Origin of the sequence: Nocardioides hwasunensis (assembly GCF_014779665.1) — a bacterium.
GTDB lineage: Bacteria > Actinomycetota > Actinomycetes > Propionibacteriales > Nocardioidaceae > Nocardioides > Nocardioides hwasunensis.
The window spans coordinates 492946-519431 of the sequence record NZ_JACXYY010000001.1 but is presented as its reverse complement, the minus strand read 5'-3'; the positions used below and the strand labels follow the sequence as shown (position 1 = coordinate 519431).

Below are 26486 nucleotides of genomic sequence, written 5' to 3'. Positions count from 1 at the left end.
GAGACGGCGCTAGTGACGACCGCGCTTGCGGACGGGCAGCTCGTAGGCGATGCCGTCCATGGGGTAGGTCGCCTGGATGCCCATCGCCCGCAGGATCGTCGGCATGATGTCGACCGAGCGGACCTCGGCGCGCAGGTCCTTGCTCGAGAGCCCGCCGCCGGCGAAGACGATCGGGATCTGCTGCGCGGCGCGCTGGATGCCGCCGTGGTCGCCCTTGACGGAGTACGTCGTGTCGTCGGGCAGCGTGGCGATGAGGTCCGGGCCGTAGTCAGCCGCCTGGGTGTCGACGAGCTCCTGCGCCTTGCTGGCGAACCAGACCCGCTCCCCCCACGAGCGCATCCGTTCCCAGCGCACGGGCGAGACGCGGTCGTAGTGGTCGCCGTCGCGCCTCCAGACCGCCGTCACCCCCGCCATCGTGCCCATCGCGGTCGCCGCCTCGTCGACCTTGGCCGGCGACTGGTCCTTGAGCCACACGCGCAGCATCGAGTCGCTGTAGGAGAGCCCGACGTTGCCGGTGTTCACCAGCGGCAGCAGTGCGTCCTGCGGCCTGTCGTAGACGCCGTCGTTCTCGGGATCGCCGTAGTACCAGTTGTAGTAGCCGTAGTCGCGCTCGGCGACCTCCTTGCCGTAGAAGGTCTTCCCGGCGACCGAGCCGTGGTCGGCGGTGAGGACCACGAGGGTGTCGTCGAGGACTCCCTGCGCCTCCAGCTCGCCCATGATCTTGCCGACCTGCCGGTCGGCCTCGGCCGTCGCGGCCGCCAGGTGGGTCATCGGGTCGCCATCGGTGCCGGTGGGACCGGGGTCCGACGTACCACCCCACATGTGGGCGGCCTTGTCGACGCCCGGCAGGGTCACGAAGATGCCGTTCCAGCTCGCCTCGTTGCGCATCACGGCCACCGCCGCGTCGGCGGCCCACACGTCCCCGCCCTGGTGGGCCGGGTCCTTGCCGGTGACGTAGCGGTCGCTGTCGAGCGGGTAGAGGATCGCCGGCAGCTTGGCGGTGTCGTAGGCGAAGGTCGGGTAGCCGCTGTGCACCCAGAAGCGGCTGCACGGCTCGCCGAGGATGTACGAGGGCACGTTGATGCCGGTGGGCTTGCGCCACGAGCCGCCGGTGGTGCACTCGGGGCCGCTGCCGAAGGTGATGATCGAGTCCGACCCGGCGCCGCCGAAGGCGTACCCGGCGTAGCCCTTGGGACTGATCGTGAACGTCTTGGCGCTCGGGTCGGCCGTGCCGAGGTAGTCGGCGAGCTTCGGGTAGCCCGCGGCCTGCTGGAGCTTGAACAGGTCGGTGGTCGCGTTGCTGGTGATGTAGAGCTGGTCGGGGTTCGTCGGCTCCGGGTCGCCGAGGACGCCGGCGACGTCGCGGTAGCCCTCGTCGGTCCAGCCCATGTGCTGGGGCAGCTGCCCGGAGGTGATCACGTTGTGCGTGACGACGGTCACCGAGCCGGTGTGGCCCAGGTAGGACCGCGGACTGTCGACGCCGTCCTTCATCAGCGCCTCGACGTTGCGCATGTCGTACTGCTCGACGATCTCCTTGCTGAGGGAGTCGACGACGATGATCACGACCTTCGACGGACGGTCGACCGAGCCGTGGCCGGGGCCGTGTCCGTGCCCATGGCCGTGCGGATGGCTCTGGCCGCCGCGCCCACCGGCCACCGCACCCGACTGGGTTCCGGCGACGGTGAGCGCGACCACGGCAGCGGTGGCAACGGCAAGCACACGGGTACGGCGCTGGGTCATCACGATCCCTCCCGGCGCGGCTGCACTGCCGCGAACCGTGAGCCGAACCTAGACCTGCCGCGCCGACCTCGGGTATCCCTCAGGCGGGGTACGTCAAGGCTGCCTGGTCACCACTGCGGGTCGTTGATCCAGGTGGCCAGGTCGGAGAGCGCGCCGGTGCCCAGGGCCGGCGCCAGCAGGAACGGAAGGACCACCACGAGCACCACGAACGCAAGCAGGCCGCCCCACGGCCGCGCCTTCAGACCGTGGAGCACGAGCCCCGCAGCCGCCGCCGGCGCGACGAACGGGAGTGCAGCAGGGAGCTGCCAGACGCACCACGCCACCACTGCGGCGTAGAGCACGAGACCGACCAGCCGCGTGCCGGCAGCGGTGACCCACGACGTCGATCGTCCGCGGCGATCCCCACCGTGCCGTCGTACGTCGGCGATCGGCAGGTGGCAGCTCCGGCACGCCTGCGCGTTCGCCGGCACGCTCGCTGCGCACAGCGGGCAGGTCAGAGCCACGTCGGAGATCGGTCGCGTCTCGGGCACGGAAGAACCGTAGGCGCGACTCGCCCGTCGTGCGGGGGGAACGTCGAGATCTCCATGAGGTTGACTGCCGGTCATGGTGCTGAAGGGGATCGCTGGCGTGGTGGCGACGCTGGCAGTGGCAGCAGTGCTCGGAGTGGTGGTGCTGCTCGCCAGCATCCTGGGCCCGCAGTTCCCCACCGAGGGGCACTTCCCCGACCTCCCTGACGACTACTCGTACGCCGGCGAGGCCGACCGAGGGTGCGGGTCGGGCGGCTGCTTCCTCTCCCTGGCCGTCGACAGCCCGGATGACGCCGAGACCGGCTCGCTGGCCGACGCCCTCGCCCTGCGAGCGGACGACTGCCGAGCGAACGGGCTGCTGGACCGTCGGAAGCGGTGCACCGGCGTGTCCTCCGACGCTGACGGGGACGTCGTCATCTCGGTGATGATCCACGACCTCGGGAAGTGATCCGGGGTCCTGTTGCCCTGGAGGTCGGCGCTCCAGGTTCGGGTGGAGCGAGCCTCTCGCTCACTCCGACCTCGGCTCTACAGGTCCGTTTCCGCGACGGCGACTGTCGGTGGCCACCGATAGAATCGAACGCATGATCGACACCCTGGCAGCCGCACCCGCGGCAGAGGCAGACGACCTCTCCGCCTCGGCGCTGCTCGCCTCGATCCGCTCGGCCCGCGATGTCGAGCACGCCGCTGCAGCCGAGCAGCTCGACCTCGCCGCCCGGTGGGCCGACCTCCACCCACCCGAGTCGATCCACTCCGCCGCATCGTTCACCACGCCCGGGTGTGAGCACGAAGAGCCCATCGCCGGCCCCGGCTGCCCACTCGTCGCGGAGTTCTGCGCCGCCGAGCTCGGCGCTGTCCTCGGGATCTCCACTCTGTCCGCGAAAAAGCTCATCGGACACTCGCTGGAGCTACGCCACCGCCTCCCCCGCCTCTGGGCGCACGTCCACGCTGGTGTCGTGCCCGCCTGGCGGGCACGGTCGGTCGCCGAGACCACCATCCACACCAGCCCCTCGTTGACCGTCGAGGCGGCCGGGTGGGTCGACGCGCAGGTCGCGGCCGCCGCCGCGAAGATCGGCCCCGCGCAGCTCGACCGGCTCGTCGCAGAGTCGATCACCCGCTTCGACCTCGCCGATGCTGATCCGACTGCCGATCCGGAGGACGGGTACCTCCACGTCGACCCCCGCCACGTGACCGTGCACGGTCAGGACGTCCACTACGCCGGCACCGTGCGCATCGAGGCCGAGCTCGACCTCGCCGACAGCATCGACCTCGACAACGCCCTCGCCCACGGTGCCGCTACCCAGAAAGCCCTCGGCTCCGAGGAGTCACTCGACGCCCGCCGCGCCAAGGCCCTCGGCGACCTCGCCCGCACCCAGACCGCCCTCGACCTCTTCCACCACGGCACCGGGTCAGCGAAGACCTCTGCCAGCGACGAGGGTGGGCTCCCGGCGGCGCGGCAGGTCGTCCTCTACGCCCACTTCGACGGTGGTCTGTCGGGAGAGACCACGGTGTTCGGTCCCACCGGCCGCATGGAACACGGCCTACGCCTCGCGCTGCTGGACCAGGTCCAGGCGTGGTGCGCCGACTCCCGCACCGAGGTGATCGTCAAGCCCGTCATCGACCTCCACGAGCAGCTCGCCACACCGGCGTACGAGGTCCCCGACCGGATCCGCGAGCACGTCATCCTCCGAGACCGCACCTGCGTGTTCGCCTGGTGCGCCCGACCCGCGCGAGCCTGCGACATCGACCACATCATCCCCTTCGACCACGAAGCAGATGCCGACGGCAGACCTCAGACCGGACCGACCGAGACCGGCAACCTCGCCGCCCTGTGCCGGACCCACCACCGCCTGAAAACCCGCACGACCTGGCGCTACCGCATGCTCGAACCCGGCGTCTTCGAGTGGACCAGCCCCCACAGTCACCGCTACCGGCGCGACCGATCAGGCACCACCCGCATCGACGAACCACCCAACTGACCGGGTCTCGGGACAGGACTTCGTCCTTCCTCGACCGAACGCAAGCACGCCCCGTCCCCCTCCAGTCATCACGATGGCGGGGGTGTCGGCACGCACACCCTCCGACGACGCCTGAGCCCGGCGGCGTGACGTCGGATCAGTTGACCAGCGACAAAGCTGCTACCCCTGCACCGCCATGGCGCGGGTGCGCACCGCCGGCCCTGCGCGGGTCCACGAGCCCAGCACAGCGATGCCGACGAGCGGCAGGAGCACCGCAGTGGTGGCCACGCCGTGGACTGACGTCATCACCGACATGACCAGGACCAACACGGCCACGGGCACGACGAGCAGGACCGCAGAGCCCACGAAGAGCAGGATGCCCTGGACGTCAGTCGTCCGGGGCGCGAGCACGAACGCCGAGAGGACCGAAGCAGAGACACTCCCCGACTTCATGCGCCCACGCTGCCATCTCGACACGCTCACGTCGTCGAGTCAGCTGCGCAGCCAGGTCGGCCGCAACCGCGGCGCGCCAGCCCAGCGGCTAGCGTCACCAGCATGATCGGCGACCGGTGGGGTGTCACGGACGAAGAGGTCCGGCGACGCTACGGGTGCGACGACCTCGCGCCGGAGCCGACGCTGCAGGCATGGCGTGGCGTCACCGTGCACGCCGAGCCGACGCGGGTCTGGGCACGCGTGCGGCAGGTGCGCCTGGCGCCGTACTCCTACGACCTCGTCGACAACCTCGGACGCCGCTCCCCGCAGGAGCTGCGTGACGTCCAGGAGCCGCAGGTCGGCGACGCGTTCACGCGGGCGTTCGGCCGCGACCAGGGTGAGGTGGTCGCGGTGGTCCCCGCGCGGGAGCTGACCGCACGCATCATGGGCGCCCACATGACGTACGCCGTCGAGCCCGGCGCGGACGGCACCCGTCTGCTGCTGAAGATCGTCGCCGGCACGCACCGGTGGCTGGCGCCCGCACTGTCGGTCGGCGACCTGGTGATGGCGCGCAAGCAGCTGCTGACCCTGAAGCGGCTGGCCGAGGGCGACTAGCGCCAAACGGGTGCGACCTCGCGGTGGTAGCGACGCGCCACCACCTTGGTGAGGATCGTGACCACCGGGCCGGGGATGGTGGCGCGGAGCGACGAGAGCTCACGTTCGCCGGCTCCGTCCTGCATCCAGGCCAGGGCGTTGGCCGCGTCGACGAGGGAGGCCGGCCGCATCTTCGCCGCCGCCTTCTTCCACTCGGGATCCTGCTCCAGGTCGCCCATGATCCCCTCGACGTCGGCCTCCTCGTGGTCGAGGTGGCCGTTGATCACCTCGCGCGCGCGAGCGACCTCGTCGGCCGCGGCGACGGCGGCGGTCGCGGTGGGGGCGGCGACGACGGCGTCGATCGCGGCGGACGACGCGGTCAGGGCGTTCTTCATCGCGACGTGCTCCGCCTCCATCTCCTCCAGCAGCCCGGTGTCGAAGCCGCGTGAGGCCAGGAACGGCCACGCGATGGTGTCCTCGGCCTCGTGGTGGTGCGTCAGCTCGCGCACCAGGTTGCGCCAGGCGGTCTGCACCTGGCGGGCGCGCTCCCCGTCGCCGTCGTCGAGGGCGCGCAGCGCCTGCTCGGTGCGGGCCACGTCGCGTCGCACGGCGGCGTGGATGACCTGGTTCATGCTCATCGGCTCGCTCATGGCGGGACGCTAGACCTCAGCGGCGCAGTGACGCCACCCAGTTCTCGAGCAGCTTCGCACCGGCGTCACCGGACTTCTCCGGGTGGAACTGGGTGGCCCACAGAGGTCCGTTCTCGACGGCGGCCACGAACCGGTCGCCCCCGTGCTCGGCCCAGGTCACCAGCGGCGCTGCGGTGCGGTCGTTGGTCACGAGGTCCCAGCTGCGAGCGGCGTAGGAGTGCACGAAGTAGAAGCGCTCGTCCTCGGCGCCGGCGAACAGCCGGGTCCCGGCCGGCACCTCGACGGTGTTCCAGCCCATGTGCGGCACCACGTCGGCCTCGAGCCGGGTGACCAGGCCGGGCCACTCGTCGCACCCGTCGGTCTCGACGCCGTGCTCGACTCCCCCGGCGAACAGGATCTGCATCCCGACGCAGATGCCGAGCACCGGACGACCGCCGGCCAGCCGGCGACCGATGATCCGCTCGCCCTTGATCGCCCGCAGGCCCGCCATGCAGGCGGCGTACGCCCCCACGCCCGGCACGACGAGGCCGTCGGCTGCCAGCGCGGTCTCGAAGTCACCGGTCAGCGTCACCGAGGCGCCGGCGCGCTCGACGGCGCGCACGACCGAACGGACGTTGCCCGAGCCGTAGTCGAGAACGACGACCTCAGCACTCACAGAGCACCCTTGGTGGACGGCACACCCGTCTCGCGCGGGTCGATCGCGACGGCGTCGCGGAAGGCGCGGGCGAACGCCTTGTACTGGGTCTCGACGATGTGGTGCGGGTCGCGCCCGGCGAGCACGCGGACGTGGAGCCCGAAGTGACCGTGCTGGGCGATCGACTCGAAGACGTGCTGGGTGAGCGACCCCATGTAGGGAACACCGGAGCCACCGATGGCGGCGTAGACCTGGCCCTCCGGCTCACCGGTGTGCACGCAGTAGGGCCGGCCGGACACGTCGACCACGGCCTGCACCAGCGCCTCGTCGAGCGGCACGGTCGCATCGCCGAAGCGGCGGATGCCGGACTTGTCGCCCAGCGCCTGCCGCAGCGCCTGGCCGAGCACGATCGCGGTGTCCTCGACCGAGTGGTGCGCGTCGATGTGCGTGTCGCCCTCGGTGCGCACGACGAGGTCGACCAGCGAGTGGCGCGCGAACGCGTCGAGCATGTGGTCGTAGAACCCGACGCCGGTGGACACCTCGGAGCGGCCGGTCCCGTCGAGGTCGACCTCGACGGCGACCTGCGACTCCTTGGTCGTGCGCTCGATCTTCGCGGTGCGGCTCATGCGGTGTCCCTCGTGCTCGTCTGATCAGTCGTCTGCCGGACCGTCTCCAGCAGTGCCTGCCTGAATGCTGCCATCTCCCCGGCCGTGCCGATGGACACGCGCAGCCACCCGTCAGGGCCGGTCTCGCGGATCAGCACGCCGCGGTCGACCAGCCCCCGCCACACCGCGTGCCGGTCGGCGAACCGGCCGAACAGCACGAAGTTGGCGTCGGAGTCGGCGACCTCGAACCCCTGCTCACGCAGCCACACCACGGTCGCGTCGCGCTCGACTCGCAGGTCGTCGACCCTGCCGAGCAGCTCCGGCGCGTGCCGCAGCGCGGCCAGCGCGGTCGCCTGGGTGACGGCCGAGAGGTGGTAGGGCAGCCGGACGACGCGGATCGCGTCGCAGATCGCGGGATCGGCGGCGAGGTAGCCGACCCGCGCACCGGCGAGGGCGAAGGCCTTGCTCATCGTGCGGGTCACCACCAGGTTGCGGTGGACCGCCAGCAGCTCGAGCGCACTCGGCGTCCCGGCACGGCGGAACTCGCCGTAGGCCTCGTCGACCACGACGACACCGCCCGGCTCGTAGGACGCCGCGGCCTCGCACAGCATGGAGACCGCCTCCGGCGGCAGCGCGGTGCCGGTCGGGTTGTTGGGGCTCGGGAGCAGCACCACCGACGGCTGCTTCTCGAGCACCAGGTCACCTGCAGCGTCGAGGTCGAGCGAGAAGTCCTCGGCACGGTGCCCGGCGACCCACTCGGTGAGGGTGTCGCGGGCGTACTCGGGATACATCGAGTACGTCGGGGCGAACGACAGCGCCACGCGACCGGGACCGCCGAAGGCCTGCAGCAGCTGCAGCATGACCTCGTTGGAGCCGTTGGCCGCCCACACCATCTCCGGGACGATCGCCGAACCGCCGGAGCTGTTGAGGTACGTCGCCAGGGCCGCGCGCAGCGCGACGAACTCCCGGTCCGGATAGCGGTTCAGCGACACGGCGGCCTCACCGACGGCACGCGCGATGTCGGCGGCCGCCTCGGGAGAGGGGCCGTAGGGATTCTCGTTGACGTTGAGCTGCACCGGCACGTCGAGCTGAGGCGCGCCATAGGGCTCGATCCCCCGCAGCTCCTCGCGCAGGGGTGGGAACGCGCCGCTCACCGCTGCGACCGGTCGGAGTCGAGGCGCACCGAGACGGCCTGTCCGTGCCCGGGCAGGTCCTCGGCCTCGGCCAGGGTGACCACGTGGTCGGCGACCTCGGCGAGGGCGGCCTGGGAGTAGTCGATGACGTGCACCGACCTGGTGAAGGCGCGCACGGACAGCCCGCTGGAGTGGCACGCGCAGCCGGCGGTGGGCAGCACGTGGTTGGACCCGGCGCAGTAGTCGCCGAGGGAGACCGGCGCCCACGGGCCGACGAAGATCGCGCCGGCGTTGCGGATCCGGGCGGCGTGGGCCCGCGCGTCGCGCGTGTGGATCTCGAGGTGCTCGGCGGCGTAGGCGTTGACCACGTCGAGGCCCTGGTCCATGCCGTCGACCAGCACGATGGCGGACTGACGTCCTCCCAGCGCGGTGCTGATGCGCTCGGTGTGGCGGGTGGCGAAGACCTGCTTGTCGAGCTCGGCGTCGACCGCGTCGGCCAGCTCGAGGGAGTCGGTGACCAGCACGGAGGCCGCCATCGGGTCGTGCTCGGCCTGGCTGATCAGGTCGGCAGCGACGAACGCGGCGTCGGCACTGTCGTCGGCCAGGATCGCGATCTCGGTCGGGCCGGCCTCGGAGTCGATGCCGACCACGCCGCGCAGCAGCCGCTTGGCGGCGGCGACGTAGATGTTGCCCGGCCCCGTGACCAGGTCGACCCGCTCGCACGGACCGGCACCGTAGGCGAACATGGCGATCGCCTGCGCGCCGCCGACCGCGTACACCTCGTCGACGCCCAGGAGGGCGCAGGCGGCCAGGATCGTGGGCTCGGGCAGACCACCGCTGTTCTTCTGCGGCGGGCTCGCGAGCGCGATCGAGCGGACGCCGGCGACCTGTGCGGGGACGACGTTCATCACCACGCTGCTGACGAGCGGAGCGAGCCCGCCGGGGACGTAGAGCCCGACCCGGTCGATGGGCACCTTGCGGTGCGTCACGACCGCGCCGGGCGCGACCTCGCTCGTGACGTCGTGCTCGAGCTCGACCTCCGACGTCGCACGGAGCCGGCGGATGGACTCCTCCAGGCCTGCTCGGACCGCCGGGTCGAGGGTCTCCAGCGCCTCCGCGATGGCCGCACGCGGCACGGCGATGTCGTTGCTGTCGACCCCGTCGAACTGAGCGGAGAACTCCGCGATCGCCTCGACCCCGCGGGTGCGCACGGCGTGGATGATCGGCTGGACCTGATGCGTGGCGGCCTCGACGTCGAACTCGGCTCGAGGCACGCTCGTGCGGTAGTCGACGGACGCCTGGTCGGCGCCCCTCAGGTCGATGCGACGGATCAGGGACATGTCCCGATTCTAGGTTCCCCGGCGGGTCGGCCCGCCCTCGCGGGCCCATGGTGGACACGCCGGGCTAGTGTCGAAGCGTGAGCGACCCGCTGCCGATGTTCCCGCTGAACACCGTGGTGTTCCCGGGGATGAGCCTGCCGCTCCACGTCTTCGAGGACCGCTACCGGATGCTCGTCCGGCACCTGCTGACCGTCGACGACCCGGCGGCGAGGGTGTTCGGCACCGTCGCCATCCGTGAGGGCTACGAGGTCGGTGACCACGGCGCCCAGTCGGTCTACCGGGTCGGCTGCGTCCTGCAGCTCACCGAGGTGGACCGCCGCGACGACGGCACCTTCGACATCGTCGCCGTCGCGCGCGACCGGTTGAAGCTGGAGCAGATGAGCCGCGGGGACGAGTTCCCCCAAGGCGTCGTCGCGGTGATGAGCGAGCCCGAGGTCGAGGTGCCCAGCGAGGTGCTCGACCGCGCGCGCTCGACGTTCACCGCGTTCCGCGCGGCGATGGCCCAGCTCCAGGGCGATCCGTTCAGCGGCACGCTGCCCCGCGACCCCGACTACCTCGCCTGGACGCTCTCGGCGCTGACCCCGCTGCCGATGGCCGAGCGGCAGTCGTTGCTCGAGGCCGAGGACGCCACCGAGCGGCTCACCCTGGTCACCCGCCTGCTCACCGAGGAGCTGCGGGCGATCAACGTCATCCCGTCGTTGCCGGCCACCCAGGTGGCGCGCACGGCCTGGTCCCCGAACTGACCTGACGAGCATGGCGAAGAAGCCACGCCCCGGCGGCGGTACGCCGGCCACGCTGGCGCTCACGGCCGCGGGCATCGCCTTCGAGGCGCGCGCCTACGAGCACGACCCGCGCGCGACGTCGTACGGACTGGAGGCGGCCGAGGCTCTCGGGGCGGACCCCGCGACGGTGTTCAAGACGTTGATGGCCTCCCTCGACGGCTCACTCGTCGTCGGGATCGTCCCGGTCTCGGGGCAGCTCGACCTCAAGGCCCTCGCTCGCGCGCTGGGCGGGAGCAAGGCCGTGATGGCCGACGTCTCCGCGGCGCAGCGTGCCACCGGCTACGTCGCCGGCGGGATCTCGCCGATCGGGCAGAAGCGCCGGCACCCGACCGTCCTGGACGCATCGGCGATGGACCACCCGGCGATCCTCGTCTCGGGTGGGCGGCGCGGCTTCGACCTCGAGCTCTCCCCCCACGACCTGGTGGCGGTCACCGGAGCGGTGACCGCCACCATCGGTCGCACGGGCTGACCAGCCCTGGGTCAGTTGGTCGTCAGCTTGAGCATGCCGTGGACGACGTCGTCGTCCACCCATCCACTCACGCCGAAGGCCGACAGGGGGGCGAGGTTCTCGCTGATCTCGGGCTCGTCCTTGCTGAGCCGGACCAGCCAGTCGTCGTCGGCGTCGAAGTTGACGAACAGCACGGTCTGCGCGTCGTCGTCGATCACCTTCGAGTAGAGGTCGCTGCTGCCGAGACCGCTGTCGCTCTCGAGCGTGTCGCGGTAGGAGTCCTGCAGGGCCAGCACGGCATAGCCGTCGCCCTCGGTGACCTGGAGGTACTGCTCGGCCTCGGGGCCTGCGAGCGCGCTGATCTTGTCGAGCACCGCCTGGATCTCGTCAGCGTCGCCCTTGATCTTGATGCCGACCGGGATCTCGCCGGGACCGCCGTTGGCGATCGCGTCGGGGTCGATGCCGCTGCCGACCGACACGGTGACACCCTCACCGAGCAACGTCTCCACGTCCTCGGGGAAGGCCAGCCCGGTCTCGCTCTCGAACTGCGCGAGCTGGTCGTCGATCGTGGCGGCCTCGTCGGGGACGATCGTCTTCACGTAGTCGAGCATGCCCTGGGCCCAGCCCTTGCTGAGCGAGAAGCCGAAGGCGGCGATGGTGTCCTCCGGCAGGTCGGAGACCATGTCGACGCCCTCCTCGCTGCTGAGGAACTTGGTGAAGTCGGACTGGTAGTTGCTCATCGCGTACTCGACCTCGACCGCGCCGTCGTTGAAGCGGACCGTGGCCGCCGCACCGTCGAAGTCGTTGATCATCTGCTGGACCTCCGCCGGGAGCTCCTCGGAGCCGGTGCCGCCGGTGGAGTCGTCCGCCGACTCGTCGAAGCACTTCTCCATCTCCTCGGGCGTGGTGGCCTCGGTGATGCAGTTCTCGTCGAAACCGGTGCTGCCGGGAGCGGCACCGAGCGGCGAGGGGACACCGAGCATGGAGCCCATGCCGGCCGCGTCCTCGAGGTACTTCGCGGCGCCCTTGGCGACGTAGAAGGACATGAACCCGTCGTCGCCCGCCTCGCCGGTCCACTGGCCGAAGGCCGAGTCCGCGGCGAGCGTCCCGTCGTCGGTGGCGTCGACGACCTTCTGGGCGACGTCCTCGGTCTCGGCGATGACCATCCAGTCGCCGTCGACGACCCATCCCCCGGTGCCGCCAGCCGCGTCGTCACCGGAGCCGTCCTCGGCGCCGGTGCTGCCGCCGCAGGTCTCGACGAGCTTGGCCATGCCCTCGTCGGCCTTCCCCGAGTCGGTCACCTGCACGACTCCGACGGCGGTGGGCTCGTCCTCGCCGAGGTCGACGGCGGCGATCGCGGCGCGCGACCCGAGCCACGGCTTCACGTCGTCGGCGTAGTCGAGACCCTCGCACTCACCGGACTTGGTGATCTCCTCGAACATCCGCTCGCGCAGGTCGTCGTCGGTGTCGAGGTTGACCTTGTCGGTGAAGCCGGGGAACTTGCGCAGCGTCTTGATGGCCTCGATCTTCTGGCCGCCGCTCGGGTCGAGGTCGACGCTGGCGTAGGCGATCGTCGAGCCCGGGAGCGCCTCGGCGGGCTGGGAGCCGGTGGCGAAGAAGCTGGTGGCCGCCCAGGCGCCGCCTGCCACGATCGCACCGCCGGCGACGATGGCACCGAGCGCGATCAGGCGCTTCTTGTTGTCGTTGGCGGGGGCGGTGGTCGCCGGCCCCGACGAGTCGAGGTACTCCGGGGAGTACTCCCCAGAGTGCTCAGGTGTGTTGCCCGGGCCGCCCGGTGGTGTCGTGCTCATGAGATCTGCTCCCCCACATCACGCGCCCCGGATGGCCGGGACGCCCAGAACTGGTCGCGGTCAGCCTACCCACGGCGGCGCCCGGTGAATCCTCGACTTCCGAAGAGATAGGTGCCGACCAGACCGGTCATCGCGCCCGAGGGCAGGGCGAGGAGCGCGGTCGAGAGCCAGGCGGACTGTCCTCGGTCGGGAGCGCTCAACCCGATGTCGGCGGGCAGAGTGGTGTAGTCGGGCTTGGCCGCGGCCAGCGTCTGCGGGTCGGTCGGACCGAGCGCGTGGCCGACGGCGTACATCAGGACACCCGCCGCCGAGGCCGCGACCAGCACCGTCAGCGTGGTGGCGACCTCGTGACGGCTCCACACCCCGGCGAGCACCGCGAGCAGCAGGCCGAGGGGGAACGCGATGACCACGAACAGCGCGACGCCCTCGAAGGAGACGTCGGGACCGGCGGGCTCGAGGAACCACGTGCCCTGGTAGGTCAGACCGGTCGGGGGCTTCCAGAGCCACTCCCACAGGACGCCGCCCAGCGCCCCGGCGAGGAGGAACATCGCGGCGACGAGCACGAGCCTGCGCAGCAGCCCGCGGCGTTCCGTCGCCGGCCGCTCCGCCCCGGTGTCGTACGACGCCTCGTCCACGCCGATCACCCGGCCAGGCACCCCGGGCCGAGCAGCTGCTTGAGGTCGGCGAAGAGGGCGGGGCTCGGGCTCACCCGGAGGTTGTCGTCGAGGCGGAGCACCTTGGTGGAGCTGCGCGTCAGCAGGCGCAGCTGCACCTCGGTCATGCCGGGGTGGGTGCCGAGCACGTCGCGGAGCTGGGCCACGACCGGTGGCGTGCACCGGGTGGAGGGCAGGCTGATGACGACCGGGCCGGTGGGCCCGTGGGTGAGGTCGGGGGCGGTGACCTCCTGGGCGCGCAGCTCGGGCTGGTCCTTGTCGCGCGAGAGCTGGCCCTTGATCCGCACGATCTGGTCCTCGACGAGCAGCGTCGAGGCGAGCGTGTAGGAGCTGGGGAACAGCAGCACGTCGATGGCGCCGTCGAGGTCCTCGAGCGTGATCGTCGCCCACGGGTCGCCACGCTTGGTGATCTTGCGGGAGACCGAGGTGATCAGCCCGCTGACGGTGAGCGTCGAGCCGTGCGGTCGGTCCTCGTCGAGCATGAGCTGTCCGATGGTGCAGTCGGTGCCCTGCGAGAGCACGTGCTCGAGGCCCAGCAGCGGGTGGTCGGAGACGTAGAGGCCGAGCATCTCGCGCTCGTGGCCGAGGAGGGTCAGCTTGTCCCAGTCGTCGATGTCGGGGATGGTCACGCTCACCCCGAAGCCGGCGTCGTCCTCGCTCAGCCCGCCGAAGAGGGAGTCCTGACCGATGGCCTCGTTCTTCTTGAGGTCGACGAACTGGTCGACCGCGGTCTCGTGGACGGCGACGAGCGCACGGCGCTTGTGCTTCATGTCGTCGAAGGCACCGGCCTTGATGAGCGACTCCACGACGCGCTTGTTGCACACGAGCGCGGGGACCTTCTCCATGAAGTCGTTGAAGTCGGCGTAGCGGCCCTTCTCCTCGCGGGCGGCGGCGATGCCGTCGACGACGTTGCTGCCGACGTTGCGCACGGCGGTGAGGCCGAAGCGGATGTCGTTGCCGACCGGGGTGAAGTTGGCGTGGGACTCGTTGACGTCGGGTGGGAGGACCTGGATCTTCATCCGGCGACACTCGTTGAGGTAGATCGCCATCTTGTCCTTGTCGTCCTTCACCGAGGTGAGGAGCGCCGCCATGTACTCGGTGCGATAGTTGGCCTTGAGGTAGGCCGTCCAGTAGGTGATGACGCCGTAGGCGGCCGAGTGCGACTTGTTGAAGGCGTAGTCGGAGAACGGGAGCAGGATCTCCCAGAGCTTGTCGATCGCGACCTGGGGGAAGCTGCGCTCGAGCATGCCGGCCTGGAAGCCGGCGTACTGCTTGTCGAGCTCCTCCTTCTTCTTCTTGCCCATCGCGCGGCGGAGGTTGTCGGCTGCGCCCAGGGTGAAGCCGGCCAGGACCTGGGCGATCGCCATCACCTGCTCCTGGTAGACGATCAGGCCGTAGGTCTCCCCCAGCACCGGCTCGAGCGCCTCGGCGAGCGCCGGGTGGATGGGCTCGATCGGCTCGCGACCGTTCTTGCGGCGGGCGTACTTGTTGTGGGAGTCGGCACCCATCGGACCGGGACGGTAGAGCGCGCTGACGGCGGTGATGTCGGCGAACTGGTCGGGCTGCATCGAGCGCAGCAGCGCGCGCATGCCCGAGCCGTCGAGCTGGAACACGCCGAGCGTGTCGCCGCGGCCCATCAGCTCGTAGGTCGCCCGGTCGTCGAACGGCAGCTCCTCCAGCACGACCGTCTCGTCGCGGTTGACCTGGATGTTGGCGAGCGCGTCCTCGAGGATGCGGAGGTTGGACAGGCCGAGGAAGTCCATCTTGACCAGCCCGAGCGACTCGCACATCGGGTAGTCGAACTGGGTGATGACCGCGCCGTCCTGCGGGCGGGACATGATCGGCACGATGTCGATGAGCGGCTCGCTCGACATGATCACGCCGGCGGCGTGGACGCCCCAGTTGCGGATCTGGCCCTCGAGACCGAGCGCGGTCTCGTAGATCGTGCGGACGTCGGGGTCCTGGTCGTGCAGGGCCCGGAACTCGCCGCCGTCGTTGTAGCGCTTGTGCTGGGGGTTGAAGACCTCGCTGAGCGGGACGCCCTTGCCCATCACGTCGGCCGGCAGCGCCTTGGTGATGCGGTCGGAGATCGCGAACCCGTGGTCGAGGACGCGGGCGGCGTCCTTGATGGCGGCCTTCGCCTTGAGCCGGCCGAACGTCGCGATCTGCGCGACCCGCTCGGCGCCGTACTTCTGCGAGACGTAGGTGATGACCTCGCCCCGGCGGGCGTCGTCGAAGTCGATGTCGAAGTCGGGCATCGAGGGACGCTCGGGGTTGAGGAACCGCTCGAAGAACAGGCCGTGCTCGAGGGGGCACAGGTCGGTGATGCGCAGCGCGTAGGCCGCGATCGACCCGGCGCCGGAGCCACGGCCGGGACCGACGCGGATGCCGTTGTCCTTGGCCCAGTTGATGAAGTCTGCGACCACGAGGTAGTAGCCGCAGTAGCCCTTCTGCGAGATGATCGCCAGCTCCATCTCGACGCGGTCGCGGACACCCTGGTCGAGCCGCTCACCGGGGTAGCGGGCCTCGATGCCGCGCCAGACCTCCTTGCGGAACCACGAGTCCTCGGTCTCGCCCGGCGGCACGTCGGCGCGCGCCATGTAGCCGCCGGTGGACTCGGTGAACTCCACCTCGCACCGCTCGGCGATCGCCAGGGTGTTGTCGCAGGCCTCGGGCATGCCGAAGCGCTCGCCCCAGAGCTCGCGCATCTCGGCGGCGGACTTGATGTAGTAGCCGCCACCGTCGAACTTGAGACGGTTGGTGTCGGAGAGACGCTTGCCCGACGCCACGCAGATGAGGGCGTCGTGGGCCGAGGCGTCCTCGGGGTTGTTGTAGTGGGAGTCGTTGGTGGCGATGGGCGGCAGGCCCATCTCCTTGCCGAGCCGGAGCAGGTCGTCGCGGACCCGCTTCTCGATGTCGATGCCGTGGTCCATCAGCTCGAGGTAGACGTTGTCGCGCCCGAAGATGTCCTGGAGCTCGGCCGCCTCGCGCACCGCCTCGTCGTACTGGCCCAGGCGCAGCCGGGTCTGGATCGCGCCGCTCGGGCAGCCGGTGCTGACGATCAGCCCCTTGCTGTGCTCGGCGAGGATCTCCTTGTCCATGCGGGGCTTGAAGTAGTAGCCCTCCATGCTCGAGCGCGAGGACAGCCGGAACAGGTTGTGCATGCCCTCGGTGCTCTCGGCCCACATCGTCATGTGGGTGTAGGCACCACCGCCGGCGACGTCGTTGCCGCCCTCCTCGGCCAGGTCGCCCTGCCCCCACCGGACCCGGCGCCGCTCGCCGCGCTGGGTGCCGGGCGTGATGTAGGCCTCGATGCCGATGATCGGCTTGACGCCGTGCTGCTTGGCCTTGCGGTAGAAGTCGTAGGCGCCGTGGAGGTTGCCGTGGTCGGTCATCGCGATCGCCGGCATGCCGAGCTCGCTGGTGCGGCTGAACAGGCCGTCGAGCAGCGACGCCCCGTCGAGCATGGAGTACTCGGTGTGCACGTGGAGGTGCACGAAGTTGTCCGCTGCAGTGTGGGGGGAGCCGGCCGACATGGAGGAGACTTCCGCGCCTTTCTGGGGTCGCTGACGGTGCTTTTCTGACGGGAGGTGCTGGCTGCGCAGACCGCCTGACCAGAAGGAGGGGGAAGATCAGCAAGCCTACGTCAGTCTGCCGGTCACCACCGACAGGACACTCGCCCGTCAGAGCCAGTCGAGGGCGTGACCGTGGCCGTGGCTCCAGGCCACCGGCGTGCCGTCGAGCGCGGTCACGAACCGGCCACCGGGCACCTCCCGGCCGCCCGTCACGCCGGGCAGCACGCGCGGACCCTCGTTGCTGACCCACCGGCACCGGCCGGCGGACACCAGGGTGGTCATCAGCACGTGGAAGCGCTCACGATCCGGCGGCTCGAGGTAGGCGATCACCGCGGAGTGGAACACGACCGGGGCGCCGTGCTGCGCGGCCTCGTCGACCAGGCTCTCGACCTCCTCGAGCAGGTCGCCGGCCCGCAGCCTCGGCGGCTCCCGGCGGGCGACGGCGATCGCGGCGCGCAGCCGCTCGCGACGCTCGTCCTGCTCGGGCCAGACCAGGATCTCCAACCACGCCATCGCGTCGGCGTCGGTGACGTCGAGCGGATTGAGGTCGACGCCGCCGCGCCACGCGATCACGGGGTGCGCCGTGGGCACCGGCAGCGGACCGGTGGCCGCGGCGGTCAGGACCGGACCGCCGCTCCCCCGCAGGTCGCCCACGGGCGGCCAGGCGTAGTCGTAGCGGTCCGGGTAGAGGCACAGGCCGGCGCTCGCGCCGACCTCGACGAGCGCCAGCGGGCGGTCCTCCTTGTCGCCGACCAGCCCGAGGACGGGGGTGAGCGTGGCGAGGCGCCCCACCTCGTTGGTCTGGGTGGCGCGCGCCATGATCGTCGCCCGGACCGCGGCCTCCCGCTCGACCAGCACCCGGCGCAGTCCGGCGTACGCCCCGGGCGCGGGAGCGCCGTGCCAGCGAGCGGCGGCGAAGACGAGGTTGGGCTGTCGCTTGAGCGCCGGCAGCGTGCCCAGCCACGCCACGACCTCCGCGTCCTCGACGACCCCGAGCGCCCACTCCTCGAAGCACGGCGAGTCGCCCGCGGCATAGGTCGCGAAGTCGCGGTACTCCTCGATCACCTCGGCGTGCAGCAGCATGGCCACATCCTGCGCCTGCGGACCGGACCCGTCAGCGTCGGGTCGGGAACGGACCGCCGGGTCCGATGCCGGCGTTGCCCATCCGGATGCCGGAGAACTCGAGCCCGCGGTCGCGGACACCGGTGAAGTACGGCTCGAGCTCGTCCAGCACCAGCAGCTCGATGCCGTGGCGGGCGTGGAGGTCGACCAGGTCGCCGACCTCGGCGGGTGGCCCCAGTGGGGAGACCGCATGTGTGGCGACGTGGGCGTGCGGTCGTTCGCCGAACGGCGCGAAGTCGGTCGCGTCGAACCGGTAGGCCCACAGCGTCGTGGCGCGCATCGACTCCAACCAGGCGGCCTCGACGGCGTGGACCCGGCCGGACCCCGTCGCCCCGTCCCACGAGCAGACGCGCGGGCACTGGCGCGGGAACCAGTAGCAGGGGCTGTTGAGCGCGTCGACGGTCCAGACGTAGGCCTCCGGCTGGAGCGAGGTCGCCGCCACGTGCGGGACGAAGTGCTCGATCGAGGGGTCCTCGCTGAAGTGGAGCAGCTCTCCGGGGCCTGGCAGCACCGGAGCATCGTGTCCCGCCAGAGCCGGGGCGGCAACAGTGGAGCGTGCGGTCGGACCTACCGGCCCCGGGCTCCGCTGTCGGCGGCGTCGAGGGACTCGGTGATGATGACGTCGACGATCCGAGCGACCCGGTCGTCGCCCAGCTCGGGGACGATGCCGGCGATGCGGTGGGCGATCTCGGCCTCACGGACCCGGTCACGCTCCGTGGACGGCTTGATGTCCTGCACGGCTCGGGTCAGGGCCGTACGCCGTGCCAGCACGTCGCCGAGCACCAGGTCGACCTCGTCGATCATCGACCGGAAGCACCCCAGGGGGTCGCGACCCGGGTGGACGAGCTTGATGTCGGGCGAGCGCTCCTCGTTGGCCGTGCCGTCCGTGCGCTCGAGGGCCACGAAGCCGTGCCGGGCGTAGAAGTCGCGAGCCGGCCGGTTGGACTCGAAGACCCACAGGCCGACGCCGTCGGGATGGGCGGCCAGCACCTGCAGCAGCAGCGCGGTGCCGACGCCGGTGCCCTGCATCTCGGGCCGGACGTAGAGGTCGTCGAGCCATGTGGGCGTGGACCGGGCGTAGCCGACGACCCGGTCGTCCTGGACGGCCACCCGGACGTCGTAGGCCCTCAGGTCCCAGCCGGCGACCCAGGCGTGCGCCTCGTCGTCGGTGTGCACGCTCGGCGGGAAGGCGGTGCCCGCCCCGGCACGGGCCACCAGGTGGACCTCGGCGATCACCGGCAGGTCGGCCGGTGTGGCGGGCCGCAGGACCATGTCCGCGCCCGGCATCTCAGTGCTCGTCCCGGACGACCTCGAGCGCGTGCGCCAGGTCGTCGGGGTAGGTCGACTCGTAGGTGACGTGGTCGCCGGTCTCGGGGTGCTCGAAGCCGAGCCGCATCGCGTGCAGCCACTGGCGCTCGAGCCCCACGCGCGCGGCCAGCGTCGGGTCGGCACCGTAGGTGAGGTCGCCGACGCACGGATGCTTGAGCGCACTCATGTGGACGCGGATCTGGTGGGTGCGTCCGGTCTCGAGGTGCACCTCGAGCAGGCTGGCGAAGCGGTGCGCCTCCAGGGTCTCGTAGTGGGTGATGCTGTGGCGACCGTCGGCCATCACCGCGAACTTGTAGTCGTGGTGAGGGTGCCGCCCGATGGGCGCGTCGACCGTGCCGGCGAGCGGGTCCGGGTGCCCTTGGACCAGCGCGTGGTAGGTCTTGTCGACCGTGCGGTGGCGGAAGGCGTTCTTGAGCACGGAGTAGGCGTGCTCGGACTTCGCGATCACCATGACGCCGGACGTGCCGACGTCGAGGCGCTGGACGATCCCCTCGCGCTCCTTGGCCCCGGACGTGGAGATCCGGAAGCCGGCGCCGGCGAGGTGCCCGACGACGGTCGGGCCGCGCCACCCCGGGGACGGGTGCACCGCGACGCCGACGGGCTTGTCGATCACCACGATGGCGTCGTCGTCGTGGATGATCCGGATCCCCTCGACGATCTCGGGCCGCACCTCGAGCGGGTCCCGCTCCGCGGGGATCGTCACGTCGAGCATGGCGCCCGCGTCGACGCGGTCGCTCTTGCCCACCGACGCGCCGTCCACGTGGACCAGGCCCTGGGAGATCAGGTCGGCGGCCTTGGTGCGCGAGAGACCGAACATCCGTGCCATCGCGGCGTCGACTCGCTCGCCGGCCAGCCCGTCGGGGACGAACACCGTGCGCTGCTCGGCGTGCACGCTCACGCCCGATCGCCGGCCTCGTCGTCGACAGCCCCCGTGGCGTCGGAGCCGTGGGACTCTCGGGTGCCGTCGATCCGGATGCCCCGGAAGGTCTGCAGGATGATCACACCGGCGGCGACGTTGATGCAGACGTCGGCGACGTTGAACACCGGCCAGTTGGGCAGCATCAAGAAGTCGACCACGTGCCCGTGGAACGCCTCGGGCTGGCGGAAGATGCGATCGGTCAGGTTGCCGCTGACGCCGCCCAGCAGGACGCCGAGACCGAGCGCCCAGCCGATGCTGCCGAGCCGGCGGCTCAGCCACAGCACCACGACCACGGCCACCATCGCCAGGCAGGTGAAGACGATCGTGAAGCCGGTGCCCGTGCTGAACGCCGCGCCCGGGTTGAAGGTCAGGTGGAGCGTGAACCAGTCGCCGAACACCCCGATGTCACCGTCGGCCAGCGCGGACAACGCCCACTGCTTCGTGCCGAGGTCGACGGCGTACGCCGCGACAGCGACGGCGGCGAACACGAGCCGGGGGGCCATGCGCCGTCGGCCGGCGGCCGGGTCGGCCTGGTCGCTGGAGTTCAGCGACGCTCCTCGCGCTGCTTGCATGACAGGCACAGTGTGGCATGGGGCCGGGCCATCAACCGATTCTTGCCGATGGGGTTGCCGCAGGAGTCGCAGACTCCGTAGGACCCGTCGTCGATGTGCGACAGGGCACGCTCGATCTCGGCGAGCGTCTCGCGCTCCTTGGCCAGCACGGTGAACTCGTGGTCACGCTCGAAGCTCGTCGCACCGACGTCGGCCTGGTCCTGCCCGGCGCCGTCACCGGCGTCGCGCATGAGCCCGGCCAGCTCCTCCTCGGACTGCCCGACGATCTCGGTCAGGCGCTCTTGGTGGTCACGGAGCTCCTTCACGACCTCGTTGAGCTCACTACGGGTCCAGGCGCCCTCACCGTCGAGCACGACGAGCGTGCTGGGGGTGGCCTTGCGGACCTTCTTCGCCGACGCGTTCTTGGCTGGTGCGGGAGCGGCCTTCGTCACGGGAGCAGCTTTCTTGGTCGTTGCGGTCGTCGCAGGTGCGGTCTTCTTGGCTGGCTTCGTCGCAGCCTTCGTGGCGGTCTTCTTCGCCGCCGGTGCCGTGTCGGCTGCACCAGTGTTGCTGGCCGGCACAACCTTCGACGCCACTGACTTCTTCCCAGGTGCCTTCTTGGTCGCTGGCGCAGGCGTGACCGCTGCCTTCTTCGCCGGGGCGGCCTTCTTCGCGGGAGCCTTCTTCGCCGGGGCGGCCTTCTTCGCGGGAGCCTTCTTCGCCGGGGCGGCCTTCTTCGCCGGAGCCTTCTTCGCCGGGGCGGCCTTCTTCGCCGGAGCGGCCTTCTTCGCCGGAGCCTTCTCGGCCGGCGCGGCCTTCTTCGCCGGAGCGGCCTTCGTCGCGGCGGCCTTCTTCGCTGTCGCCTTCTTCGCCGGGGCCTGCTTCGATGCCGCAGCCTCCGTCGAGCCACCTCGCCGCCCGATCACCCGCTTCGCTGCAGCAGCGGCGGTGCCTGCCAGGGACTTGCGCGTGCTACCAGCCATCTCCGAGGGCCTCCGGTGCGTCGGGTGTGGCTTGAACCACACGGTGGCAGGGAGGCTATCCGCTGGCAGGGGGCGAACCAACACACGGCTCGCCGAAATGCGAGAACGACCACCCCCAGGGGCGGTCGTCCTCGCACGGTGCGTGTTCAGCTCGCGGTGTCAGCTCTCGTCGTCGCCGAGCACGGAGCGGAGGCGCTTGGGAGCCGCGCTCCCGGTGTCGGCCGGCGCCTGGCTCTCGGCACCCGTGTTGAGCGCCTCCAGCTGCTGGGTGAAGTAGGTCTTCAGGCGCGAGCGGTACTCGCGCTCGAACTGACGCAGCGTCTCCACGTCGCTGTTGAGCTTGTCGCGCTCCTTCTCCAGGTCGCCGAACATCTGCTGGCGACGCTCGGCGGTCTCGGAGTCGAGCATCTGCGAGCGCTGGCGGGCGTCCGCCTCCATGCGGTCGGACTTGGTCTTGGCCTCGGCCTCGACGCGCTCGGACTTGGTGCGCGCGGCGCCGACGATGCGGTCCGCCTCGTTCTTGGCGTCCTCGACGAGCTCGTCGGCGTTGCGCGTGGCGATCTCGAGCAGGCGCGCCGCAGCGTTGGAGGCGTCCGCGATGTTGCTGACACGCTCGGTCTGCACGGGCGCCGGCGCGGCGGCCAGCGGAGCAGCAGGGGCGGCGGGCTCGGGCTCGGGTTGCGGCTCGGGCTCGGGCTCCGGCTCAGTCTCCCGGGCAGCAGGAGCGAACGACGCGGAGGCGGGCGCCGGCGTCGAGGAGCCGCCGGACTGGGCCGCGGCGAGCTTGGACCGGAGGTCGTCGTTCTCCTTCGTGAGGCGGGCGAGCTCGGCCTCGACCTCGTCGAGGAACTGGTCGACCTCTCCCATGTCGTAGCCCTCACGGAGCCGGACAGGCGTAAAGCGCTTGTTGCTCACGTCCTCAGGCGTCAGCGGCATGACCTCACCCAAACTTTCACAATTCGATTACGCGACGGCTCTGCTGTCAGAAGACAATAGCGCCCGGAGTTCCACGGGGCACAGTGGCCCGTGTGACGGATGGTTCAGACTACGAGCTCAAGAAGATGGTCGCGACCACCCGCAGCAGCAGCCATGCTGTCACCAGCACGAGCAGGAAGCTCAGGTCGAGGGCGACCTGGCCGATCCGCAGCGGCGGGACGACGCGGCGCAGCGCCATGATGGGCGGGTCGGTCGCGGAGTAGACGCCCTCGAGCGCCACCAGCAGCGGACCACGCGGCTGCCACTGGCGGGCGAAGACTTGGACCCAGTCGACGATGAAGCGGATCCAGAGCAGGGCGATGAAGACGAACAGGACGTAGTAGAGCGTCAGCCCGATGATGTACACGGTGGAAGTGTCACTCAGCTCTGGTTGAAGAAGCCGTCCTCGGCGATCCGCTCCTTGTCCTCCGCCGACACCGCGACGTTGGGGGGCGAGAGGAGGAACACCTTGTTGGTCACCCGCTCGATGGAGCCGCGCGTGGCGAAGATCAGACCGGCGGCGAAGTCGACGAGGCGCTTGGCGTCGTTGTCGTCCATCTCGCTGAGGTTCATGATCACGGGCGTGCCGTCGCGGTAGTTCTCGCCGACGAGGCGGGCCTCGTTGTAGTTGCGCGGGTGCAGGGTGGTGATGCGGCTCAACTCGGCCACGACTCCCGTCTGGACCGGGGCCGGTCGACGGCGCTCGGCAAGGTCGGACACAGGGGCAGGACGCCGCTCGCGCTCGACCGGACGCCGGTCGACGGCCTCCTGGGTCGAGGTCTCGGCGTCACCGTCGAACTCGTCGTAGTGGCCGGTGTCCTCGAGCAGGCCGAGGTACTCGCCGATCTTGCGCATCGCGCCGCTCATGAGACTGATCCTCCGCTAGACCCGGCGCCCCGGACGGGACACCTGTTGACTGTTGTGGACATTACTGGACCGCGGGCCTCGGACCGAGGACCGCGGAGCCGACACGCACGTGTGTCGCACCACGCCTGATCGCCGCCTCGAGGTCACCGCTCATCCCGGCCGACAGCACGGTGGCACCGGGATGGTCGCGGAGGAGCTCCGCGTGCACCTCCGCGAGCCTGGCGAAGGCGTCGTCGGGCTCCTCGCCGAGCGGCGCGACGGCCATCAGGCCGCGCAGCCGCAGCATGCCCGCCTCCTCGACGCGACGCGCCAGCTCGGCGACGTCGTCCGGGGCGGCACCGGATCGATGGTCTGCCCCCGGCGGGTCCAGACCCACCTGGAGGAGCACGTCGACCTCGTGACCTCGCGTGTGGGCGCCCCGTGACAGCGCTTCGACGAGCTTGGCGCGGTCGACCGACTCGACCACGTCGGCGTACGACGCGACCGCCGCCGCCTTGTTGGACTGGAGTCCACCGATGAAGTGCCACCGCAGACCGAGGTCGGCGCACTCGGCGGCCTTGGCCTCGGCCTCCTGGTGGCGGTTCTCCCCGACGTCGGTGACACCGAGGTCGGCGAGGATCCGGACGTCGGAGGCGGGGAAGAACTTGGTGACGACCACGAGCGAGACCTCCCCCCGATCCCGACCGGCGTCGGCGCACGCCGCGTCGATGCGTCGGCGTACGGCGTCGAGGTTGGCGACGAGCTCGTCGCGGCGCGCACTCACGCGTGGCTCCAGATCACGCCGGCGAACCGCGTCGCCGCCGCACCGTCGCGGCGGTGGGACGGCCAGGACCCGTCCTCGCGCGTGCACACCTCGACCACGCGGACGTCGTCGATGCCGGCGGCCGCCAGCTGCGCTCGTACGCCCGCCCCCAGGTCGAGGCCGGGCGTGTCCCACGAGGTGGTGGACCGGGACTCCGGGACGACCGCGGCCACCTCGTCCTGCATCGCAGCCGGAACCTCGTAGCAGGAGCCGCACACGTGCGGGCCGACCCACCCGACCGACGGGCGGGCACCTCGCGCGCGCAACGCCGCGACCGCAGCGGGTACGACGCCCGCGGCCAGACCGGGGCGCCCGGCGTGCACGGCCGCGATCCACCCGGACCGCGGATCGGCCAGCAGGACGGGCACGCAGTCAGCTGCGCGCGCCAGGAGTGCGACCCCGGACCGGCCGGTGATCATCGCGTCACCGGTGGCCGCCACGGCTGTGGGCGTGTCGTCGACGAGCGCCACGTCGGCACCGTGCACCTGCTTCATCAGCACGGGCGCGGCACCGGTGGCCCGGGCGACCTCGCGCAGCGCCTCGGCGCGCACCTCGTCCTCGGCGGCGTCGCCGAGGCTGAGCGAGACATCGGTGAAGGCGACCTCGATGACGAGGTCGCCTTCGATCCGGTCGCGGTGGTGGAGCAGGGTCACCTGAGGGTCACTTGAGGAAGTCGGGCACGTCGAGGTCGTCGTCGTCGAACTGGACCTGACGGGCCGGGCGCGGCTGGGTCGGCGTCGTGGACTGTCCCGGCTGACCCGACGCGCCGGCAGCCGGACCACCGCTCTGCGTGGCCGGCTGGCCCGCCGGCTGCGAGGCGGGCGTGACCGGGCGCGAGGGCGTGGCTGATCCCTGACCGGAGGCGCCGGCCGACGCTCCCTGCGACGCGAGCTGCTGGGCGGCGGCCCGGGTCTGCTCCTGCGTCTGCGCGGGCGTCGTACGTCCGAGCACGTTGCCGTCGGAGCGGCGCTTGGGCATGCCGCCGTCGAAGCCGGCGGCGATGACGGTGACCCGCACCTCGTCGCCGAGCGCGTCGTCGATCGTCGCGCCGAAGATGATGTTGGCCTCGGCGTGCGCGGACTGCGAGACGAGCGCGGCGGCCTCGTTGATCTCGAACAGGCCGAGGTCGGAGCCCCCGGCGATGGAGAGGAGCACGCCGTGGGCACCCTCGATGCTGGCCTCGAGCAGCGGGCTGGAGACGGCCATCTCGGCGGCGGCGACCGCACGGTCCTCCCCGCGTGCCGAGCCGATGCCCATGAGGGCGGAGCCGGCGTTGGCCATCACCGACTTGACGTCGGCGAAGTCGAGGTTGATCAGGCCGGGCGTGGTGATCAGGTCGGTGATGCCCGAGACACCCTGCAGCAGCACCTGGTCGGCCTGCTTGAAGGCGTCGAGGATCGACACGTTGCGGTCCGAGATCGACAGCAAGCGGTCGTTGGGGATCACGATGAGGGTGTCGACCTCCTCGCGGAGCTGGCTGATGCCCTCCTCCGCGGAGTTGGCCCGACGACGCCCCTCGAAGGCGAACGGACGGGTCACCACGCCGATGGTGAGCGCGCCGAGGGATCGGGCGATGCGGGCCACGACGGGCGCGCCGCCGGTGCCCGTTCCGCCACCCTCGCCGGCGGTCACGAAGACCATGTCGGCGCCCTTGATGACCTCCTCGATCTCGTCGGAGTGGTCCTCGGCGGCCTTGGCGCCCACGTCGGGGTTGGCGCCGGCTCCGAGCCCACGGGTGAGCTCACGACCGATGTCGAGCTTGACGTCGGCGTCGCTCATGAGGAGGGCCTGGGCGTCGGTGTTGATCGCGATGAACTCGACGCCCTTGAGGCCGACCTCGATCATCCGGTTGACGGCGTTGACGCCACCTCCACCAATGCCCACGACCTTGATGATCGCCAGGTAGTTCTGCGCTGCTGCCACGGCTCGGGGCCTTTCGATCGGAATGTCTGGTGCGAGTTCTGGGGAAGGGGGACGAGGTGAGCTGCTGTGCCCTCGGTGGCCGCGAAACTCTAACGGTGAACCTGAGGGTTATAGT

The 26486-nt window shown here is 70.9% G+C and carries 28 protein-coding genes; 5 read left to right on the top strand and 23 right to left on the bottom strand.

Annotated features, from left to right (window positions below):
- Nucleotides 1-9: 9 nt before the first annotated feature.
- Together IEZ25_RS02595 and IEZ25_RS02590 are read right to left on the bottom strand one after the other, a co-directional pair.
- The gene (locus IEZ25_RS02595; protein WP_191197811.1) at nt 10-1740 is read right to left on the bottom strand and encodes an alkaline phosphatase family protein; all 1731 of its coding nucleotides are present in this window, start codon (nt 1738-1740) and stop codon (nt 10-12) included.
- 107 nt (nt 1741-1847) lie between these two features.
- Nucleotides 1848-2270, bottom strand: a complete 423-nt coding sequence (locus IEZ25_RS02590) for a hypothetical protein (protein ID WP_191197810.1) — start codon at nt 2268-2270, stop codon at nt 1848-1850.
- Between the two features lie 73 nt (nt 2271-2343).
- Here IEZ25_RS02590 and IEZ25_RS02585 point away from each other — a divergent pair, with 73 nt between their 5' ends.
- Both IEZ25_RS02585 and IEZ25_RS02580 read left to right on the top strand, forming a co-directional pair.
- On the top strand, nt 2344-2715 hold the full coding sequence (locus IEZ25_RS02585; protein ID WP_191197809.1) for a hypothetical protein: 372 nt from the start codon (nt 2344-2346) through the stop codon (nt 2713-2715).
- Nucleotides 2716-2848: 133 nt separating this feature from the next.
- Nucleotides 2849-4243, top strand: coding sequence for an HNH endonuclease signature motif containing protein (locus IEZ25_RS02580; protein ID WP_191197808.1), 1395 nt, complete (start codon nt 2849-2851; stop codon nt 4241-4243).
- Nucleotides 4244-4402: 159 nt separating this feature from the next.
- Here the strand turns inward: IEZ25_RS02580 and IEZ25_RS02575 are convergent, their stop codons facing one another.
- Nucleotides 4403-4675 carry a hypothetical protein gene (locus IEZ25_RS02575; protein ID WP_191197807.1) on the bottom strand — a complete coding sequence of 91 codons (273 nt, stop codon included), beginning with the start codon at nt 4673-4675 and terminating at the stop codon, nt 4403-4405.
- Nucleotides 4676-4777: 102 nt separating this feature from the next.
- Here IEZ25_RS02575 and IEZ25_RS02570 point away from each other — a divergent pair, with 102 nt between their 5' ends.
- Nucleotides 4778-5269: a polyketide cyclase gene (locus IEZ25_RS02570; protein ID WP_191197806.1), complete on the top strand. Its 492-nt coding sequence runs from the start codon at nt 4778-4780 to the stop codon at nt 5267-5269.
- Here the strand turns inward: IEZ25_RS02570 and IEZ25_RS02565 are convergent.
- The 5 genes from IEZ25_RS02565 to hisD are packed head-to-tail and all read right to left on the bottom strand — an operon-like array spanning nt 5266 to nt 9604.
- A complete protein-coding gene (locus IEZ25_RS02565) occupies nt 5266-5898 on the bottom strand; it encodes a hemerythrin domain-containing protein (protein WP_191197805.1) in 633 nt (210 codons plus the stop codon). The genes IEZ25_RS02570 and IEZ25_RS02565 overlap by 4 nt on opposite strands.
- Before the next feature lie 16 nt (nt 5899-5914).
- Nucleotides 5915-6553 carry an imidazole glycerol phosphate synthase subunit HisH gene (hisH, locus tag IEZ25_RS02560; protein ID WP_191197804.1) on the bottom strand — a complete coding sequence of 213 codons (639 nt, stop codon included), beginning with the start codon at nt 6551-6553 and terminating at the stop codon, nt 5915-5917.
- Nucleotides 6550-7158 (bottom strand): imidazoleglycerol-phosphate dehydratase HisB, encoded by a 609-nt coding sequence (hisB, locus tag IEZ25_RS02555; protein ID WP_191197803.1) that lies wholly within the window; start codon nt 7156-7158, stop codon nt 6550-6552. The genes hisH and hisB overlap by 4 nt, the downstream gene beginning before the upstream one ends.
- Nucleotides 7155-8291: a histidinol-phosphate transaminase gene (locus tag IEZ25_RS02550; RefSeq protein ID WP_191197802.1), complete on the bottom strand. Its 1137-nt coding sequence runs from the start codon at nt 8289-8291 to the stop codon at nt 7155-7157. The genes hisB and IEZ25_RS02550 overlap by 4 nt, the downstream gene beginning before the upstream one ends.
- Entirely contained in the window at nt 8288-9604 is a 1317-nt protein-coding gene (gene hisD / locus IEZ25_RS02545; protein ID WP_224748414.1) for a histidinol dehydrogenase, read from the bottom strand. Before hisD ends, IEZ25_RS02550 begins: the two co-directional genes overlap by 4 nt.
- 83 nt (nt 9605-9687) lie before the next feature.
- On the opposite strand from hisD, the gene IEZ25_RS02540 reads away from it, so the two are divergent.
- Nucleotides 9688-10353 (top strand): LON peptidase substrate-binding domain-containing protein, encoded by a 666-nt coding sequence (locus tag IEZ25_RS02540; protein WP_191197800.1) that lies wholly within the window; start codon nt 9688-9690, stop codon nt 10351-10353.
- Between the two features lie 10 nt (nt 10354-10363).
- The gene (gene ybaK / locus IEZ25_RS02535; RefSeq protein ID WP_191197799.1) at nt 10364-10861 is read left to right on the top strand and encodes a Cys-tRNA(Pro) deacylase; all 498 of its coding nucleotides are present in this window, start codon (nt 10364-10366) and stop codon (nt 10859-10861) included.
- An 11-nt stretch (nt 10862-10872) separates the two neighbouring features.
- On the opposite strand, the gene IEZ25_RS02530 is transcribed toward ybaK, so the two are convergent.
- From IEZ25_RS02530 to ftsZ, 15 genes are all read right to left on the bottom strand, one after another.
- Entirely contained in the window at nt 10873-12651 is a 1779-nt protein-coding gene (locus tag IEZ25_RS02530) for a DUF3352 domain-containing protein (protein ID WP_191197798.1), read from the bottom strand.
- A gap of 65 nt (nt 12652-12716) precedes the next feature.
- Nucleotides 12717-13295 (bottom strand): hypothetical protein, encoded by a 579-nt coding sequence (locus IEZ25_RS02525; protein WP_191197797.1) that lies wholly within the window; start codon nt 13293-13295, stop codon nt 12717-12719.
- Nucleotides 13292-16861, bottom strand: a complete 3570-nt coding sequence (dnaE, locus tag IEZ25_RS02520) for a DNA polymerase III subunit alpha (RefSeq protein ID WP_191197796.1) — start codon at nt 16859-16861, stop codon at nt 13292-13294. Before dnaE ends, IEZ25_RS02525 begins: the two co-directional genes overlap by 4 nt.
- Nucleotides 16862-17008: 147 nt before the next feature.
- Complete coding sequence (locus IEZ25_RS02515) at nt 17009-17983, bottom strand: DUF2332 domain-containing protein (RefSeq protein WP_191197795.1); 975 nt, start codon at nt 17981-17983, stop codon at nt 17009-17011.
- Between the two features lie 31 nt (nt 17984-18014).
- Nucleotides 18015-18533, bottom strand: a complete 519-nt coding sequence (locus IEZ25_RS02510) for a DUF6886 family protein (RefSeq protein WP_191197794.1) — start codon at nt 18531-18533, stop codon at nt 18015-18017.
- Nucleotides 18534-18589: 56 nt separating this feature from the next.
- Nucleotides 18590-19309 (bottom strand): GNAT family N-acetyltransferase, encoded by a 720-nt coding sequence (locus IEZ25_RS02505; protein WP_191197793.1) that lies wholly within the window; start codon nt 19307-19309, stop codon nt 18590-18592.
- A 1-nt stretch (nt 19310) separates the two neighbouring features.
- On the bottom strand, nt 19311-20249 hold the full coding sequence (locus IEZ25_RS02500; protein ID WP_191197792.1) for an RluA family pseudouridine synthase: 939 nt from the start codon (nt 20247-20249) through the stop codon (nt 19311-19313).
- Complete coding sequence (lspA, locus tag IEZ25_RS02495; protein ID WP_191197791.1) at nt 20246-20842, bottom strand: signal peptidase II; 597 nt, start codon at nt 20840-20842, stop codon at nt 20246-20248. Before lspA ends, IEZ25_RS02500 begins: the two co-directional genes overlap by 4 nt.
- Complete coding sequence (locus IEZ25_RS02490; protein ID WP_191197790.1) at nt 20815-21804, bottom strand: TraR/DksA family transcriptional regulator; 990 nt, start codon at nt 21802-21804, stop codon at nt 20815-20817. Before IEZ25_RS02490 ends, lspA begins: the two co-directional genes overlap by 28 nt.
- A 159-nt stretch (nt 21805-21963) precedes the next feature.
- Nucleotides 21964-22740 (bottom strand): DivIVA domain-containing protein, encoded by a 777-nt coding sequence (locus IEZ25_RS02485; RefSeq protein ID WP_191197789.1) that lies wholly within the window; start codon nt 22738-22740, stop codon nt 21964-21966.
- 109 nt (nt 22741-22849) lie between these two features.
- Nucleotides 22850-23146: a YggT family protein gene (locus IEZ25_RS02480; RefSeq protein ID WP_191197788.1), complete on the bottom strand. Its 297-nt coding sequence runs from the start codon at nt 23144-23146 to the stop codon at nt 22850-22852.
- Between the two features lie 14 nt (nt 23147-23160).
- Nucleotides 23161-23646 (bottom strand): cell division protein SepF, encoded by a 486-nt coding sequence (locus IEZ25_RS02475; protein WP_191197787.1) that lies wholly within the window; start codon nt 23644-23646, stop codon nt 23161-23163.
- Nucleotides 23647-23707: 61 nt separating this feature from the next.
- Nucleotides 23708-24409 (bottom strand): YggS family pyridoxal phosphate-dependent enzyme, encoded by a 702-nt coding sequence (locus tag IEZ25_RS02470; protein WP_318152000.1) that lies wholly within the window; start codon nt 24407-24409, stop codon nt 23708-23710.
- Complete coding sequence (locus tag IEZ25_RS02465) at nt 24406-25101, bottom strand: polyphenol oxidase family protein (protein ID WP_191197786.1); 696 nt, start codon at nt 25099-25101, stop codon at nt 24406-24408. The genes IEZ25_RS02470 and IEZ25_RS02465 overlap by 4 nt, the downstream gene beginning before the upstream one ends.
- Before the next feature lie 7 nt (nt 25102-25108).
- Entirely contained in the window at nt 25109-26371 is a 1263-nt protein-coding gene (ftsZ, locus tag IEZ25_RS02460; RefSeq protein WP_191197785.1) for a cell division protein FtsZ, read from the bottom strand.
- Between the last annotated feature and the right edge of the window lie 115 nt (nt 26372-26486).